General features: G+C 67.6%; 14 protein-coding genes. 11 read left to right on the top strand and 3 right to left on the bottom strand.

The features are described from left to right. Window positions 1-61 precede the first annotated feature (61 nt). The 4 genes from AC1DT7_RS05360 to AC1DT7_RS05345 all read left to right on the top strand — a co-directional run bounded on the left by AC1DT7_RS05360 (window position 62) and on the right by AC1DT7_RS05345 (window position 2,585). Window positions 62-451: a hypothetical protein gene (locus tag AC1DT7_RS05360; protein ID WP_478034757.1), complete on the top strand. Its 390-nt coding sequence runs from the start codon at window positions 62-64 to the stop codon at window positions 449-451. 52 nt (window positions 452-503) lie between these two features. Then, window positions 504-971 (top strand): DUF5991 domain-containing protein, encoded by a 468-nt coding sequence (locus AC1DT7_RS05355; RefSeq protein ID WP_478034756.1) that lies wholly within the window; start codon window positions 504-506, stop codon window positions 969-971. 78 nt (window positions 972-1,049) lie between these two features. Then, complete coding sequence (locus AC1DT7_RS05350) at window positions 1,050-1,670, top strand: TetR/AcrR family transcriptional regulator (RefSeq protein WP_478034755.1); 621 nt, start codon at window positions 1,050-1,052, stop codon at window positions 1,668-1,670. 12 nt (window positions 1,671-1,682) lie between these two features. Then, window positions 1,683-2,585, top strand: a complete 903-nt coding sequence (locus tag AC1DT7_RS05345; RefSeq protein ID WP_478034753.1) for a hypothetical protein — start codon at window positions 1,683-1,685, stop codon at window positions 2,583-2,585. Window positions 2,586-2,592: 7 nt separating this feature from the next. On the opposite strand, the gene AC1DT7_RS05340 is transcribed toward AC1DT7_RS05345, so the two are convergent. Then, window positions 2,593-4,068, bottom strand: coding sequence for an ATP-binding protein (locus AC1DT7_RS05340; protein WP_478034751.1), 1,476 nt, complete (start codon window positions 4,066-4,068; stop codon window positions 2,593-2,595). Between the two features lie 445 nt (window positions 4,069-4,513). On the opposite strand from AC1DT7_RS05340, the gene AC1DT7_RS05335 reads away from it, so the two are divergent. Both AC1DT7_RS05335 and AC1DT7_RS05330 read left to right on the top strand, forming a co-directional pair. Further along, window positions 4,514-4,879 carry a hypothetical protein gene (locus tag AC1DT7_RS05335; RefSeq protein WP_478034750.1) on the top strand — a complete coding sequence of 122 codons (366 nt, stop codon included), beginning with the start codon at window positions 4,514-4,516 and terminating at the stop codon, window positions 4,877-4,879. A gap of 46 nt (window positions 4,880-4,925) precedes the next feature. Beyond that, the gene (locus AC1DT7_RS05330) at window positions 4,926-5,801 is read left to right on the top strand and encodes an OmpA family protein (RefSeq protein ID WP_478034749.1); all 876 of its coding nucleotides are present in this window, start codon (window positions 4,926-4,928) and stop codon (window positions 5,799-5,801) included. Window positions 5,802-5,903: 102 nt separating this feature from the next. Here the strand turns inward: AC1DT7_RS05330 and AC1DT7_RS05325 are convergent, their stop codons facing one another. After that, entirely contained in the window at window positions 5,904-6,053 is a 150-nt protein-coding gene (locus tag AC1DT7_RS05325; RefSeq protein WP_478034748.1) for a hypothetical protein, read from the bottom strand. 53 nt (window positions 6,054-6,106) lie between these two features. Continuing rightward, a complete protein-coding gene (locus AC1DT7_RS05320; RefSeq protein ID WP_478034747.1) occupies window positions 6,107-7,090 on the bottom strand; it encodes an alpha/beta fold hydrolase in 984 nt (327 codons plus the stop codon). A 735-nt stretch (window positions 7,091-7,825) separates the two neighbouring features. Here AC1DT7_RS05320 and AC1DT7_RS05315 point away from each other — a divergent pair. From AC1DT7_RS05315 to AC1DT7_RS05295, 5 genes are all read left to right on the top strand, one after another. Next, window positions 7,826-9,565, top strand: a complete 1,740-nt coding sequence (locus tag AC1DT7_RS05315; RefSeq protein ID WP_478034745.1) for a GGDEF domain-containing protein — start codon at window positions 7,826-7,828, stop codon at window positions 9,563-9,565. Window positions 9,566-9,586: 21 nt separating this feature from the next. After that, on the top strand, window positions 9,587-9,907 hold the full coding sequence (locus tag AC1DT7_RS05310; RefSeq protein WP_478034744.1) for a hypothetical protein: 321 nt from the start codon (window positions 9,587-9,589) through the stop codon (window positions 9,905-9,907). 150 nt (window positions 9,908-10,057) lie between these two features. Continuing rightward, window positions 10,058-10,381 carry a reverse transcriptase-like protein gene (locus AC1DT7_RS05305; protein ID WP_478034743.1) on the top strand — a complete coding sequence of 108 codons (324 nt, stop codon included), beginning with the start codon at window positions 10,058-10,060 and terminating at the stop codon, window positions 10,379-10,381. Next, window positions 10,378-11,004 (top strand): glutathione S-transferase, encoded by a 627-nt coding sequence (locus AC1DT7_RS05300; RefSeq protein ID WP_478034742.1) that lies wholly within the window; start codon window positions 10,378-10,380, stop codon window positions 11,002-11,004. The genes AC1DT7_RS05305 and AC1DT7_RS05300 overlap by 4 nt, the downstream gene beginning before the upstream one ends. A 184-nt stretch (window positions 11,005-11,188) precedes the next feature. Continuing rightward, window positions 11,189-12,772 (top strand): alkaline phosphatase D family protein, encoded by a 1,584-nt coding sequence (locus AC1DT7_RS05295; RefSeq protein WP_478034741.1) that lies wholly within the window; start codon window positions 11,189-11,191, stop codon window positions 12,770-12,772. Window positions 12,773-12,786: the final 14 nt, after the last annotated feature.

The following is a 12,786-nucleotide window of genomic DNA, read 5'->3' as shown; positions in this document are numbered from 1 at the left end:
GGGCGTGGCACAGGACGCCGCGAAAGGCCGCCCCGTCGGCGGCCCGAAAAGGAGAACGACCATGAAGCCCAGCATCATCCTCGGCGCGATTGCCGCCATGACCGCGATGGCCAGCCAACCGGCCGCCGCCTATCCGATCAAGACCACCGGGCGCACGCTCACCAGCCCGCAACTCGCGGTCACCGTGCTCCGCCAGATCTCGGCCTATTCCAAGGCAACCGGCGGCTGCTCCTTCGTCTTTTCGGCGCATATGCAGGTGATGCCGCGCAGCTACGCCCCGGTCGCGCCGACCATGCCGGCGGTCGCTCGTGGCGGCCATTTCGAAGAGTGGACGGTCAATGCCTGCGCCGCCAAGCAGCGCTTCCAGATCGCGATGTGGCCGTCGCCGCGCGGCGGCACCGATTTTGCGGTGACGCCGCTCACCGGCCGCATGCCGTTCCATAGCTACTGAGCCCCGGACGCGGTTCGAACGTTATACGCTTGCTGAAAACGGGAGACTAATCATGTTGAACAGAATCAAGAGCACCGTCGCGCTGGGCCTGGCCCTGGCCGCCCTGGCCCCGATCACCCCCGCGGCGGCCAAACCGCTGCCCGAATGGTATGGCGGCTATGTCTGGGAAGAGCCGCTCGGCCGGGTCGGCGGATCGTCGCCGACGGACAGCGTTGCCACCTTCGTCACCTATACGCTGGCACTCGGGCCGGGCAATGGATCGACCAGTTGTCTGCTGCGCGGCGAGGGATATCAGACCAACCGGCAGATGCAGTGCACCGCGACGCCGCAGGGCAATTCAGTGATCATCAAATTCTACAAGTTCGGCCCCGACAATCTGGGTGGCGGCGGCTATGCCATCGGCGCCCCCCTGTTCACCATGACGCGCGCGGGCGGCGGGATCGTCACCCAGTTGCAGGCGCTGAGCCCGTCGAGCGACGCCACGCCGCGTCGTGGCCAGTTGTTCCGGCGGACCGGCTGATCCACCATCACCTTGCGGGACGTCCGCCGGCTATGCGCCGGCGGACGTTGCCGCCCACCGACAAAGGGGAAACCGACCTTGGGCCGACGATTCGATCACAGCCGGGAAGAATTGTACGAACTGATCCTCGGCGCCGGGGAGACGCTGATGGCGGAGGTCGGCTATGCCGATTTCTCCGCGCGCGAAGTGGCGAAGCGCGTCGGCTATTCGATCGGCACGATCCACAACGTGTTCGGCAATGTCGATGGGCTGGTCACCGCGATCAGCACACGGACCTTCGGTGAATGGGCCGATGCGCTCGAGGCCAGCCTGGCCGAGGCGCGCGCGCAGGACGACCGGATCGCCGCGCTGGTCGAGGCTTATTTCCGCTTCGCCCGCGACAATCCCCGCCGCTGGGCCGCGATCTACGACCACCGGCCCGCCGCCGAGACGATCACCCCCGCGCAGCACGAGACGCGCGGCCGGCTGATGCGAATCGTCGTGGCCGAGGTCGCCGCCGCGCTGGGCCGCGCGCCCGACGAAGCGATCGGCACGCTGGCGCGATCGCTCGTCGCCACGGTTCACGGCCATTGCAGCCTCGCGATCACCGGATCCTGGGCGGCGATGGGACAGACGGATGTGGAGGCCATCGCGCTCGCCCGCGTGCGGGAGAGCATCGCGGCGGCATTGTTGGAACGGGGCGCTACCCCCGACAGCTAGAGAGGTTAAGCCATGACGCGCACCGCACCGCTTCGCCCGGCCAGCATCGGGCCGATCGACCGCTTTGCCGGGGTCGCCCCACAATTCGACTGGACCGGAAAGGATTATCATTATCGCCGGGACGGGTGGGGAGCGCCGATCCCGGTAACGATCGCCGAGCGCGACACGTTCGTTCGCGCCGGCCGGCACTCCCTGCTGCTGCACCTCGCCGCGATGGCGCTCGGCATCCTGGCGGCGATGCTGCTCGCGGCACGTTTCGACCCGGAGGGCGCCGCCTGGATTCGCGTCGGGATCGGGGCGATCATCGTGTCGGCCATCGGCCTGGTCCTGTATCGATCCCATGTCTGGGCCACGCGCGCGCCGGCACGCGCTCTGGTCAATCGCCCCCCGGTCGGCCCGGCCGGAGACGTCGATGTGACGCGCTGGCCCAGTTACGGAGCGATCCTTCTCACGGTCGTCGTGTTTATGGTGGCCGCCTCGACCCAGACTTCAGCGACGCCGAGTTCGGCCGTCGTCTTCTCTATTGTCGCGATTGTCGCCGGCTCAACTGTCGCCATCATGAAATGGCGGTTCGAGCGCGCCTTGACCCAGGTACAACGCCAGCGGGCGGTGCAGTGGCGTGAGGCTGAGCGCATGCGTCACCGATCACCACCCCGCGGCTTCGTGAAAAACCTTCTCCTGGTGCTTTTCCTGATCGTCGAGCTTGTCCTGGTCCTGCTCATCTTCATCGGCGTCATGACCGCGAGCATCGATATCGCCGGATCGAGCTGGGAAAACCCGGCGGCTGCCCCGTTCCTGATCGGGTTCCTGCTGTCAGGTGTCGGGATCGCCCTGGCGCTGTGGCCGATCGAGACCTTGTGCAAGCGGCTGACCGGAACCGGGGCATTGGACGCGTTCAACGGTTTCCCGTTCTGACCGGGCGTCAGGCTCCGCTGGTCTCCGTCGCGGCGGTCGTCCAGCCGAGCCCTGGAATGGTGATCGATCGTTTGCCGGACAGGTCCACCCGCGTCACGAAGATGTTGCGACCCTCGATATAGCTCATCACGCGGCGTGCGCGACCGAGCGAGCTGGTGCCATAGGTGCGGGCGACGTCCTCGTCACTCGGGCAGGGCTCGCCTTCGCGGGCGGCGCGGGCGACGAGCAGGAAGGCGCCGAGCATGTCGTCGGGCAGGTCGCTCGCCTGCTCCAGCGCCTGCTGCCATTCCTCGTCGAGCCGGTCGAAGATGCCGGCGCGGGCGGCGGCGAGACGGCGGGCGAAGGCGGACGGATCGAGCGGGCTGCGCTTGACGCCGGCCATGCGGCAGCGGACCTGGAAATCCTGGAACAACACGGCGGTGGAGCGCAGCGCCGCCTCGGGATCGTCCATGATCGCGCGGAGCACCTGGACGATGACGTCCTCCAGCTCCTCCGGGGAATGTTCGGGTGCGCTGTCATGCTCGCGCGGTGGGGTGGCGGCGAGATCCTGCAACAGCTGCGCCGCCGGCGGGGTGCGCGGCGCGGGCGAGACGCCGGGGGGCAGCAGCGGGAACAGGGTGCTGGGCGGCTCCTCTATGCCTTCGCGCAGGAAGGTCATCATGTCGTCGGACGGCGCCTGGGGCAGCGGGGTGAGCACCGGGCTGGAGCTGCGCGCACTGGTTTCGACCGCGCCGATCTTCACCATCACCGGCCGCCGCGAAATGGCCGGGCCGAGGCCGAGAAAGGTACCGCGCTGGAGATCGCGGATCGATTCCGCCTGGCGGCGCTCCATGCCGAGCAGGTCGGCCGCGCGCGCCATGTCGATGTCGAGAAAGGTGCGGCCCATCAGGAAATTGCTCGCCTCGGCCGCGACATTCTTGCTGAGCTTGGCGAGGCGCTGGGTCGCGATGATGCCGGCAAGGCCGCGCTTGCGCCCGCGCGACATGAGGTTCGCCATCGCGGAAAGCGAGGCCCGGCGGATTTCCTCGCTGACTTCGGCACCGGCGGCGGGGGCGAAGATCTGCGCTTCGTCGACGACGACCAGCGCCGGGTACCAATGTTCGCGCGGGGCATCGAACAGGCCGTTGAGGAAGGCGGCGGCGCAGCGCATCTGCCCCTCCATCTCCAGCCCCTCCAGACTGAGCACCACGGACGTGCGATGCTCGCGGCAGCGCGCGGCGAAGCGGGCGATCTCGCCGACCGCATAATCCACCGCCTCGATCGCGACATGGCCATAGGGCGCGAGGGTGACGAAATCGCCTTCCGGATCGATCACGATCTGCTGCACCTGGCCGGCGCTGCGTTCCATCAGGCGGCGGAGCAGATAGGATTTGCCCGAGCCGGAATTGCCCTGGACGAGCAGACGCGTGGCGAGCAGCTCCTCCAGATCGACATGGACCGATTTGCCCGTGCCGTCCGTCCCCATATCTACCTGAAACGTCATGTCCCTGCCCTTTGGCTGATCGGAGCGCGGGTGGGCAAGTGTTTAGCGATGGGGTGGCGGATTCCTTCTTCGCCCTCTCCTTCTCTCCCTGGGGAAAAGGAGGGATGAGCGAAGCGACGGAAGGATGAGGGGGAGTGAGGTTCGGGACGAGTGTCCCCCTCGCCCTCCCCCGCAGAATTACGGAATTCAAACTACCTCCGAAATTTATACCTATCCATGCCGTCCGAGATGCAAGCGCCTCCATCTAAGGTGGTGGGATGAGCCGGAGTGCCCCCGCACGCTCTTTTCCTTTCGGCATCTCCCTTTCTTTCCAGAGGCTTGCGATAACCGAGCACGAATTGCCCGCGCCGTCTGTCAAGTCCGTTCGACCCGCATCCGGAACAATCCACCCCTCTCGGCTATTTAGGGGGTCGGAAGCGCGGGGGCGACAGACGGAGTTGTTGCCATGAACGCGAAGATCATCGGCGCGGCATTTGCCGTGGCTGCCATGCTGTCGGCATCGCCGGCGCTGGCCAGCAAGCGCGATACCGCCCGGACCTCGCTCGCCGCCGCCGATGCCAAGGTCAGCATGAACGACAAGGTGCCGATGGATGGCCAGGCGGCCGAGATCCAGGCGCGCGCCAGTGCAGCGCTGGCCGAGGCACGGCTGCAATGGAGCATGAGCAAGGAAGACAAGACGATCGCCGCCGCGACCGAGGCGAGCTCGCTCGCCGAACTGGCCGCCGCGACTCAGCAGAAGCAGGCGGCACAGGACGAGGCGCATGCGCAGGAGACGGCACTGGCTCCGCCCGCGCCGGCCGTCCCGCAATAAAACCATGGCCGGAAAGATGGCCGTCCCCAGGATTCAGGAGAGAAACATGCGTATCGTGATGATGACATTGATGGCCAGCGCCGGGATGGCCGCGGCCACCCCGGCCTTTGCCGACAAGACCGACCAGGTGGTCGTCGACCAGTATCGCGCCAAGATCCAGGCGGCGCGTGCCGATCCGCTGGTCGGCCGTTACGGCGCGGCGCAGCTCGACGAAGCGGCCTCGACCTTGCCCACGCTTGCCGACGATCTCGACCATAACAAGGCGGATCGCGCTCGCGCCTCGATCCTGCGGATCGACACGCTGATCGCCGCCGCGCGCGCCAATGCGCAGACTGCGATCGCCAAGGACCGTGCGGCCAATGCAGCGGTCGCCAACCAGCAGCGGCTCGCAGACAGCCAGGCCCAGGCGGAGCAGGCCCGGGCCGATGCGGCACGCGCGCAGCAGGACGCGGCCGTCGCCCAGGCCGATGCCGCCAAGGCACAGGCCGATGCGGAAGCGGCGCGCAAGCAGCTTGCCGATCTTCAGCTCAAGCAGACGGCGCTCGGCGCGACGCTGGTGCTGCAGGATGTGGTGTTCGAGACCGGCAAGGCCGACCTGAAGCCGGGCGCCGAAGCAAGGCTTCGCCCGCTGGCGCAATATCTGCAGACCAATACGGCGGTGAAGATCCGCATCGACGGGCATACCGATGCGGAAGGCTCGGACGCATCGAACCAGCAGCTATCCCAGGCGCGTGCCGCCGCGGTGCGCACGGCGCTGGGCGCGATGGGTGTCGATGGCGCGCGGATCGAGGCGGTCGGCCATGGCGAAAGGGAACCGGTCGCCGACAACAAGACGGCATCGGGCCGTCAGCAGAATCGCCGTGTCGAGATCACGCTGGTCGGCCAGCAGCTCGGCCAGGCGGTGGCGGCGGCGCCGCAATGAGCCTGCGATAAGAGCTGGCGCCGTGTAGGTGCCGGAGCGTGTTCGGACGCCTGTTCGATCAGGCCCGGACCGCTCCACTTGCCTGACCGCTTGTCCGGGCGCTTATTTCGCGAAGACGGAGGAGCGCGTCTCGCTTCCGGTCGAGTGGAAGAGCCGCATGGTCGCCTTGGCAACCATGGAGGTATTCTTCCCGTGAAGGAAGGCGAGGTCCCCGAGGACCAGCATGAGGATGGCGGCGAGCACGAACTTCATGGACCGGGCTTCTACCAGCGACCGATTAACGAATCCTCCATGGCGGCGCCATCTCAGGTCGCGCCGATCCGCCCGCGGATCCAGTGCGCGACCGCCTCCGATGCCGTGACGGGGATCATGTGGCCGCCGTCGATCAGGGTCAGCGCGACACGCGGCACGTCGGTGGCAATGCGGGCGCCGTGAATGGCCGGGTCGAGGATCTGGTCCCCCCGCCCGAACAGGATCGCCACCGGTACCGCCAGATCGCCATATCGCGCGGCGAGCGCCGCCATGTCGGCGCGGGCGGCGGCGAGATCGGTCGAGGCCGCGTGGAAATTGCCCGGCCGAAGCACGAGCTGTCCGCCGCCCAGCGTGGCGAAATCGGCCGGCACCGGCTCGGGCGCGAACACCGCGACCGCACCCCTGGTGCCGGAGAGCAGGCCGACCGGCGTGGCCAGGGTCAGGGCGACGGCGCGCCGGATGGCGGGCGAGCCGATGGCGATGCCGCGGAACGCCGCCGGCACACTGTCCTGCGGCTGGGTGAGCGGGGAGATGAGCGCGAGGCCGGAAATCTTGTCGGGATGGTCGAGCGCCAGGGCTAACGCGACCGCGCCACCGAGCGAATGGCCGACGACGAGCGGACGTTCCAGTTCCAGTGTTTCGATGAGCCCGGCGACGAGCTTTGCCTGGGCGGCGATGGCGGCGGAGGGCGCCGCGGCCGAATAGCCCGAGCCAGGCCGATCGATGAGGATGACGCGGTGGTCGGCGACGAGCCGGTCGGCCAGCGCGTAGCCGAAATTGCGCATCTGCCCGCCGAGCCCATGGATCATCACGATCGCCGGGCCGTGGCCGCGATCGGCATAATGAAGGCGGACGCCGTCGATGGTGACGAACTGCCCGTCGGGCGGCACGTCCCGCTCGATCCGGCGCGCGGCGACACGCGAGAACAGGGCGAGCCCGCCGGCCACCACCGCGACACCGGCCGCGAGGGCGGCGATCATGGTCGCGTTACCGCGTGGGCTTTGCCGGTCGTCACGGCGACTCTCCTCGCGCTTCATGGTCGCAGCATCCTTTCACAGCCGCCCCGCCCTGTCACGCAACATGCACCGCCCCGCCGCGTCCAACGCATGACGACGGCCCACGGATATAGATATGCCGATTCACGGGATGATCCAGCTCCAGCTACGGGCCGACGAGGATTTCATGAGGACTTGGCGACCACGGCGCGGCACGCGATGGTCTGCGCGCTGACCGGGACCGCCTGCGCGGTTGGCGGTGCCGCATACCGGGGAGAATGGCGGCATATGGCGAGCGAAGATGTGCCGGGAGCGCGTGGCGCATTGCCGTAGGGGGTGGCGGGTCCGGGATGGGAAAGGCCCCCACTTCCGTTCGCCCTGAGCCTGTCGAAGGGCTGTTCTTCTTTGCATCGGTCGGAAGAGAAGAACAGGGCTTCGACAAGCTCAGCCCGAACGGAGGGGGCGTGCTCAACGCGGGTTCTTGATCCGCGCATCCCCCTTTCCCATATGCAAGTCACTGTTCAACAACGGAAAGGAGGTGGTCTGATGTCTCATTGTCGTAAGCCGGCCACGGCGGATCTCGTGGGCATGACCTCCAGCGCGGGGGCTGTGCGCGCCTGATATAGAGCCGTGATCGGCTGACAATGGAAAGGCCGTCCCGAAAGGGGCGGCCTTTTTTATGATCGGGGCCCGAAATCTCCCAAGAAGTAAGACTTTTCATACGGGAATCGGTGCATAGCTCCGCCCATGATGGGGATGGGAGATCGATTCCGGGTCATGAAGGCCTGGCTGCTGCTTGCCATGGCCGGCATTGCGGCCGCGTGCTGGTCGATCCCCGCCAGGGCCGAGCCGCTGCATCTCGACACGTCGCTCTGCCACGCGGTCTCCGCGCTGGATCAGGGCGATCGCACCCTTCCCTCGCTCCAGTTCACCTGCACCGGAACACCTGCCGGCTATCAGCAGGCGAGCCTGTGGCTCCGCGCCGATCTCAGGCGCTTGCCGGCGCCGGTCGATCGCAACGACCTGGTGCTGATGGTCCATCATTCGCGTTTCGACCGGCTCGCCGTGGTCTTCTCCTATGCCGATGGCGTCGAGCAATGGCAGCAGGTGCGCAGCGGCGACTACGGGTCGCACTGGCGCGCCGGTGGGCAGATCGCGTTCGAGGCCCCGGTGCGCAGCGCGCCCCTCGTCGCGGTGACGATGCGCTTCGACAAGGTCGCCAGTGTCGACCTGCTGCGCATGCGGTTGCTGACGCGCGGCGACAGCGGCCTGCAATCGGCAACGCTCGGCGCGGCGATCGGTGCGGCGCTGACCCTGTTGCTGATCGGCCTGCTCTATAATCTCTCGCTCGCCTTTGCGGTGCGCCGCCAGTTCCTGGTGTGGCAGGGCGCCTGGGCGGGGTGCATGCTGCTCTGGGGCCTGATCTGGTCGGAGATGCACCTGCTCGTCCTGCCCGGCATGGCCGGGACGATCTCGTCGCAGGTCTGCACCTTTCTCGCCTGCCTGGCCGTGACGCTGGCGACGGCGAGCGTCGTCACCTCGCTCGATCGCAACGCCCTGCCGCGCTGGGCCCAATGGTCGATGCTGGCGCTTGGCGCCACGGTCGGGCTGCTCGGCGTGCCGCTTGCCATCATGCGCAGCGCGGCGATCGAGACGCTGGCGGGCGTGACCGGCATCCTCATCCTGGCCGATCTGGTACTCGTCGCGGCCTGCCTGACCTGGGCGTGGCGGCGCGGCAGCGCCGAGGCGCGCGATTTCGCCGGGGCATGGGCGCTGCCGATGGCGACGCTCGCCTTCATCCAGATCGTCAATGTCGAGGGGGCATTCTGGGGCGGCGGATCGAAGATCGTCGTGCTGCTGGCGGCGGCCTGGCAGACATTGTGGCTGTCGATCGTCGCGACACGGCGGCTCGCCCATCTGCGGGTCGAGCGCGACCATGCCCGCGCGGGCGAGGCCGAGGCGAACCAGCTGGCGCGGCGCGACCCGCTGACCGGGCTGCTCAACCGGCGCGGTTTCCTCGAGACGGTCGAGCCGCTGCTCGACCGGGTGCGGTCCGAAGGCGCATCGGCCGCGCTGCTGCTGATCGATATCGACCGGTTCAAATCGATCAACGACGCGCATGGGCATGAGGCCGGCGACATGGTGCTTCGCTGCATCGCGCAGCGGCTGGAACGCCGGGAAGGCCCGATGTGCACGGTGGCGCGGCTTGGCGGCGAGGAATTCGCGCTGATGGTCGCGGGCGTCGAGAGCGTTGCGCTTGCCCGTTTCGCCGATGGCGTCCGCCAGGAGATCGCAGCATGCGACCATGGCGCGGAGATCGGCGATCGCAGGGTGACGGCGAGCATCGGCGTGGCCGAGGCCATGCCGACGAGCGATTTCCAGCAGCTCTTCCGGCTGGCCGACCAGGCGATGTACGCCGCCAAGCAACAGGGCCGCGACCGGGTGGTCGTGCGCCGCTTCGCCGTGGTGCCGACAGGCACGACGGAGGTGCCTTCGGCGTTGCGGGCGCCTTATTAGGGTGGGGGCTGGAAAAGGCGGATGTTCTGCAATCGCCTGAAGGCCGACCGGCAGGCATCGGGAGGAAAAGCAGCCGGGCGGCAAGCGACCAATTGCGGACGCCTTGCGATTGGGTCAAATTGGCATGAGGAGACAGTCATGCCGAACGTCGAAGTTTTCGAGAAAGACGAGAACAAGCCCCTTTTTGAAGGTGAGTTCGCGTTCTTACCTCGCATTGGCGAGACCATTTCCAAGGATGTAGGTGGATATTTCAGCTACTACGATGTGGTCGAGGTTTGGCATCGTGAGGACGGCGAGACCGGCATTTTCCGCGCGTGCGTCCGCGTCGAGCTTGATGACTGAGCAACGGCAGCTTCCTACCAACGCCGGTTATCCCAGCTTTTGAATCCACACCCTCGCCAGCGCTATTCCCCGCGGTACGATCGCGGCTAAGCCAGAGCCATGTCAGCGCGCGTGAAAATCTTCTTCGATGGCGGGTGTCGGCCCGGCGGCATGGAGACCGCGGTCGTGATCGGCGGGACGGCGCATATCCGGCGCGATCTCGGGCCGGGGACTGGCATGGAGGCCGAGTGGCTGGCCCTGATCCAGGCGGCGAGCCTTGCGCGGGAGCTTGGCCTGATGGAGCCGCAATTCCTTGGCGACTCCCTCGCCGTGGTGAACCAGGCCAACGGGATTGCGAAATGCCGGGGCGGAAATATCCGGCATCTGGCGGCGTTTCGTGCCCTTTTCCCGGCGGCCCGCCCGCCGCGAATACGCCATATCAAGCGGGCGCAGAATCTTGCGGGGATCGCGCTTGCCCGGCTGCATGAGCGGTGACGGGCGTGGACATACTCTACAGTTTCCGGCGCTGTCCCTATGCGATGCGGGCGCGCATGGCGTTGCTGGTGAGCCGGGCCCGGATCGAGATCCGCGAGATCGTGCTGCGGGACAAGCCGGCCGAGATGATCGCCGCCTCGCCCAAGGCGACCGTGCCGGTGCTGGTGCTGGCCGATGGGCGGGTGATCGACGAAAGCATCGACATCATGCGCTGGGCGCTCGGGCAGGATGATCCGGAGGACTGGCTGGCGGGGGACGATCCGGCGCTGGTCGCGCTGTTTGACGACCGGTTCAAGCATCATCTCGACCGGTATAAATATGCCGATCGCCATGGGACCGATCCTGGCGAGCATCGCCTTGCCGGGGTGACGTTGCTTGGAGCGTTGGAGGATCGGCTGGCGGATGGCGGGAATCTGTGCGGTGCGGCGCGGTCGATGGCCGATATCGCGATCTTTCCGTTCGTGCGGCAATTTGCGTCGGTCGATCGGGAATGGTTCGATGTGCAGCCGGTGCCGCGGGTGCGAGACTGGCTGGCGGGGTATGTTTCGTCGCCACTGTTCGAACGGGCGATGGTTCGGTTGAGGCCTTGGGTGGCAGGGGATTTGGCGGTGCAGCTGGCGTAGGTCTTCTTCCCTTCCCCGGCGGAGGCCGGGGCCCAGTTGGGGGACGATTCTGGCGGGCGCGGCGTGTCGTTACATCGGCCTTCCCGACTGGGCCCCGGCCTTCGCCGGGGTACGGTAAGGTGATGACCTTGTCCGGACCGAAAACTGTCACAGCTTCGCAACATCCCGGTTCGATAGGGTGCGGATGACCAAGACCATGCCGAGCAGCCTCACCCTGACCCGCCGCACCCTGATCGCCGGGGCGGCAGGGTCGGCGGCTCTGTTGTCGGTCGGGGCGCGGGGTGCGCAGCGCCTGCCGCAGGGGCTGTTTGCGCTTGGTGTCGCCTCGGGCGATCCGGCTCCTGACGGGATTGTGCTGTGGACCAGGCTCGTGCCCGAACCGATGGCGGGGGATGGCGGGATGCCACCGGTCGCCGTGCCGGTGCGCTGGGAAGTCGCCGAGGACGAGGCGTTCGCGCGCATCGTCCGGTCGGGTACGGCGCGGGCCGAGCCGATCTGGGGGCATTCGGTGCATGTCGATGTGACCGGGCTGCGCCCGGCGGCGCATTATTTCTACCGCTTCATCGCCGGTGGCGAGAAGAGCGCGGTGGGCCGCACCCGCACCGCACCGGCGGCGGGCGCGGCGGTCGACCGGCTGCGTCTCTGCTTCGGATCGTGCCAGAAATATGAGGCGGGTTTTTACGCGGCCTATCGCCACATGATCGCCGACGATCCCGACCTGATCCTGTTCCTGGGCGATTACATCTACGAAGGCGCGCCGAGCCAGAAGGAAGCCGTGCGGCTGCACCGCAATGCCGAGCCGGTCGACTTGGCCGGATACCGGGTGCGGTACGCCACCTACAAGCTCGATCCGTTGCTGCAGGCGGCGCATCATGCGGCACCCTGGGTGCTGACCTGGGACGATCATGAGGTCGTCAACGATTACGGCAATGCCCGCGACGAGAATAACAGCGACCCGGCCTCCGTGCTGCTGCGCCGCGCCGCCGCCTATCAGGCCTATTACGAGCACCAGCCGCTGCGCGCCGCCACGCGGCCGCACGGGCCGGACATGCAGCTGTACCGGACGCTCGACTGGGGACGCCTGGCGCAGTTCCAGATCCTCGACGACCGGCAATATCGCGGCCTGCCAGCCTGCCAGCCGCCCGGCCTGGCCGAGGCGCACAAGAAATATCGCAGCCTGGTGGATGCCTGCCCGGAGCTGACCGACCCGCGCCGGACGATGCTTGGCGCCGTACAGGAACGCTGGCTCGACGAGCGGCTGGGGTCGTCGCGGGCGCAGTGGAACGTGCTGGCGCAGCAGACGCTGATGCATCAGCAGATGCGGATCGACGAGGCCCATCCCGAGCGCGGCCAGCAGGTTCCGGCCGACACATGGTCGGGCTTTCCTGTCGCTCGCGACAAGATCTTCCGCCGCTGGGTGGAGGCGCGCACGAGCAACCCGATGGCACTGGGCGGCGACATCCACGCCTTTGCCGCCGCCGATATCCGCGACCCCGCCCGGCCCGACGGCCCGCCAATCGCGGCGGAGTTCGTCGGCGGATCGATCACCTCGCTGATGCACGACCCGAGCCTGAAAGGACTCGCCAAGGCCAATGGCATCGGCTTCACCGAGAATGAGGTGCGCGGGTACGGCCGGGTCGACCTGACGCCGGCCGGGGGCAGCGTGGTGTTTCGCGGGCTGACCGACAGCACGAAGGAAGATTCGGCGATCAGCGATATCGCCAGCTTCGTGCTTGATCCCGCCAGGCCGGGGCTCAACGCCGCGTAAGGGAGCGTCGGCGG

This window comes from Sphingomonas sp. P3_C6, from assembly GCF_056402595.1.
This window is presented reverse-complemented; position numbering and strand designations above follow the sequence as displayed.

Bases quoted from the DNA above. Each gene is read 5' to 3' on its own strand.
- AC1DT7_RS05360 (WP_478034757.1), top strand. From the start codon at position 62: ATGAAGCCCAGCATCATCCTCGGCGCGATTGCCGCCATGACCGCGATG.
- AC1DT7_RS05355 (WP_478034756.1), top strand. From the start codon at position 504: ATGTTGAACAGAATCAAGAGCACCGTCGCGCTGGGCCTGGCCCTGGCC.
- AC1DT7_RS05345 (WP_478034753.1), top strand. From the start codon at position 1,683: ATGACGCGCACCGCACCGCTTCGCCCGGCCAGCATCGGGCCGATCGAC.
- AC1DT7_RS05340 (WP_478034751.1), bottom strand. From the start codon at position 4,068: ATGACGTTTCAGGTAGATATGGGGACGGACGGCACGGGCAAATCGGTC.
- AC1DT7_RS05335 (WP_478034750.1), top strand. From the start codon at position 4,514: ATGAACGCGAAGATCATCGGCGCGGCATTTGCCGTGGCTGCCATGCTG.
- AC1DT7_RS05330 (WP_478034749.1), top strand. From the start codon at position 4,926: ATGCGTATCGTGATGATGACATTGATGGCCAGCGCCGGGATGGCCGCG.
- AC1DT7_RS05325 (WP_478034748.1), bottom strand. From the start codon at position 6,053: ATGAAGTTCGTGCTCGCCGCCATCCTCATGCTGGTCCTCGGGGACCTC.
- AC1DT7_RS05320 (WP_478034747.1), bottom strand. From the start codon at position 7,090: ATGAAGCGCGAGGAGAGTCGCCGTGACGACCGGCAAAGCCCACGCGGT.
- AC1DT7_RS05315 (WP_478034745.1), top strand. From the start codon at position 7,826: ATGAAGGCCTGGCTGCTGCTTGCCATGGCCGGCATTGCGGCCGCGTGC.
- AC1DT7_RS05310 (WP_478034744.1), top strand. From the start codon at position 9,587: ATGTTCTGCAATCGCCTGAAGGCCGACCGGCAGGCATCGGGAGGAAAA.
- AC1DT7_RS05305 (WP_478034743.1), top strand. From the start codon at position 10,058: ATGGAGACCGCGGTCGTGATCGGCGGGACGGCGCATATCCGGCGCGAT.
- AC1DT7_RS05295 (WP_478034741.1), top strand. From the start codon at position 11,189: ATGACCAAGACCATGCCGAGCAGCCTCACCCTGACCCGCCGCACCCTG.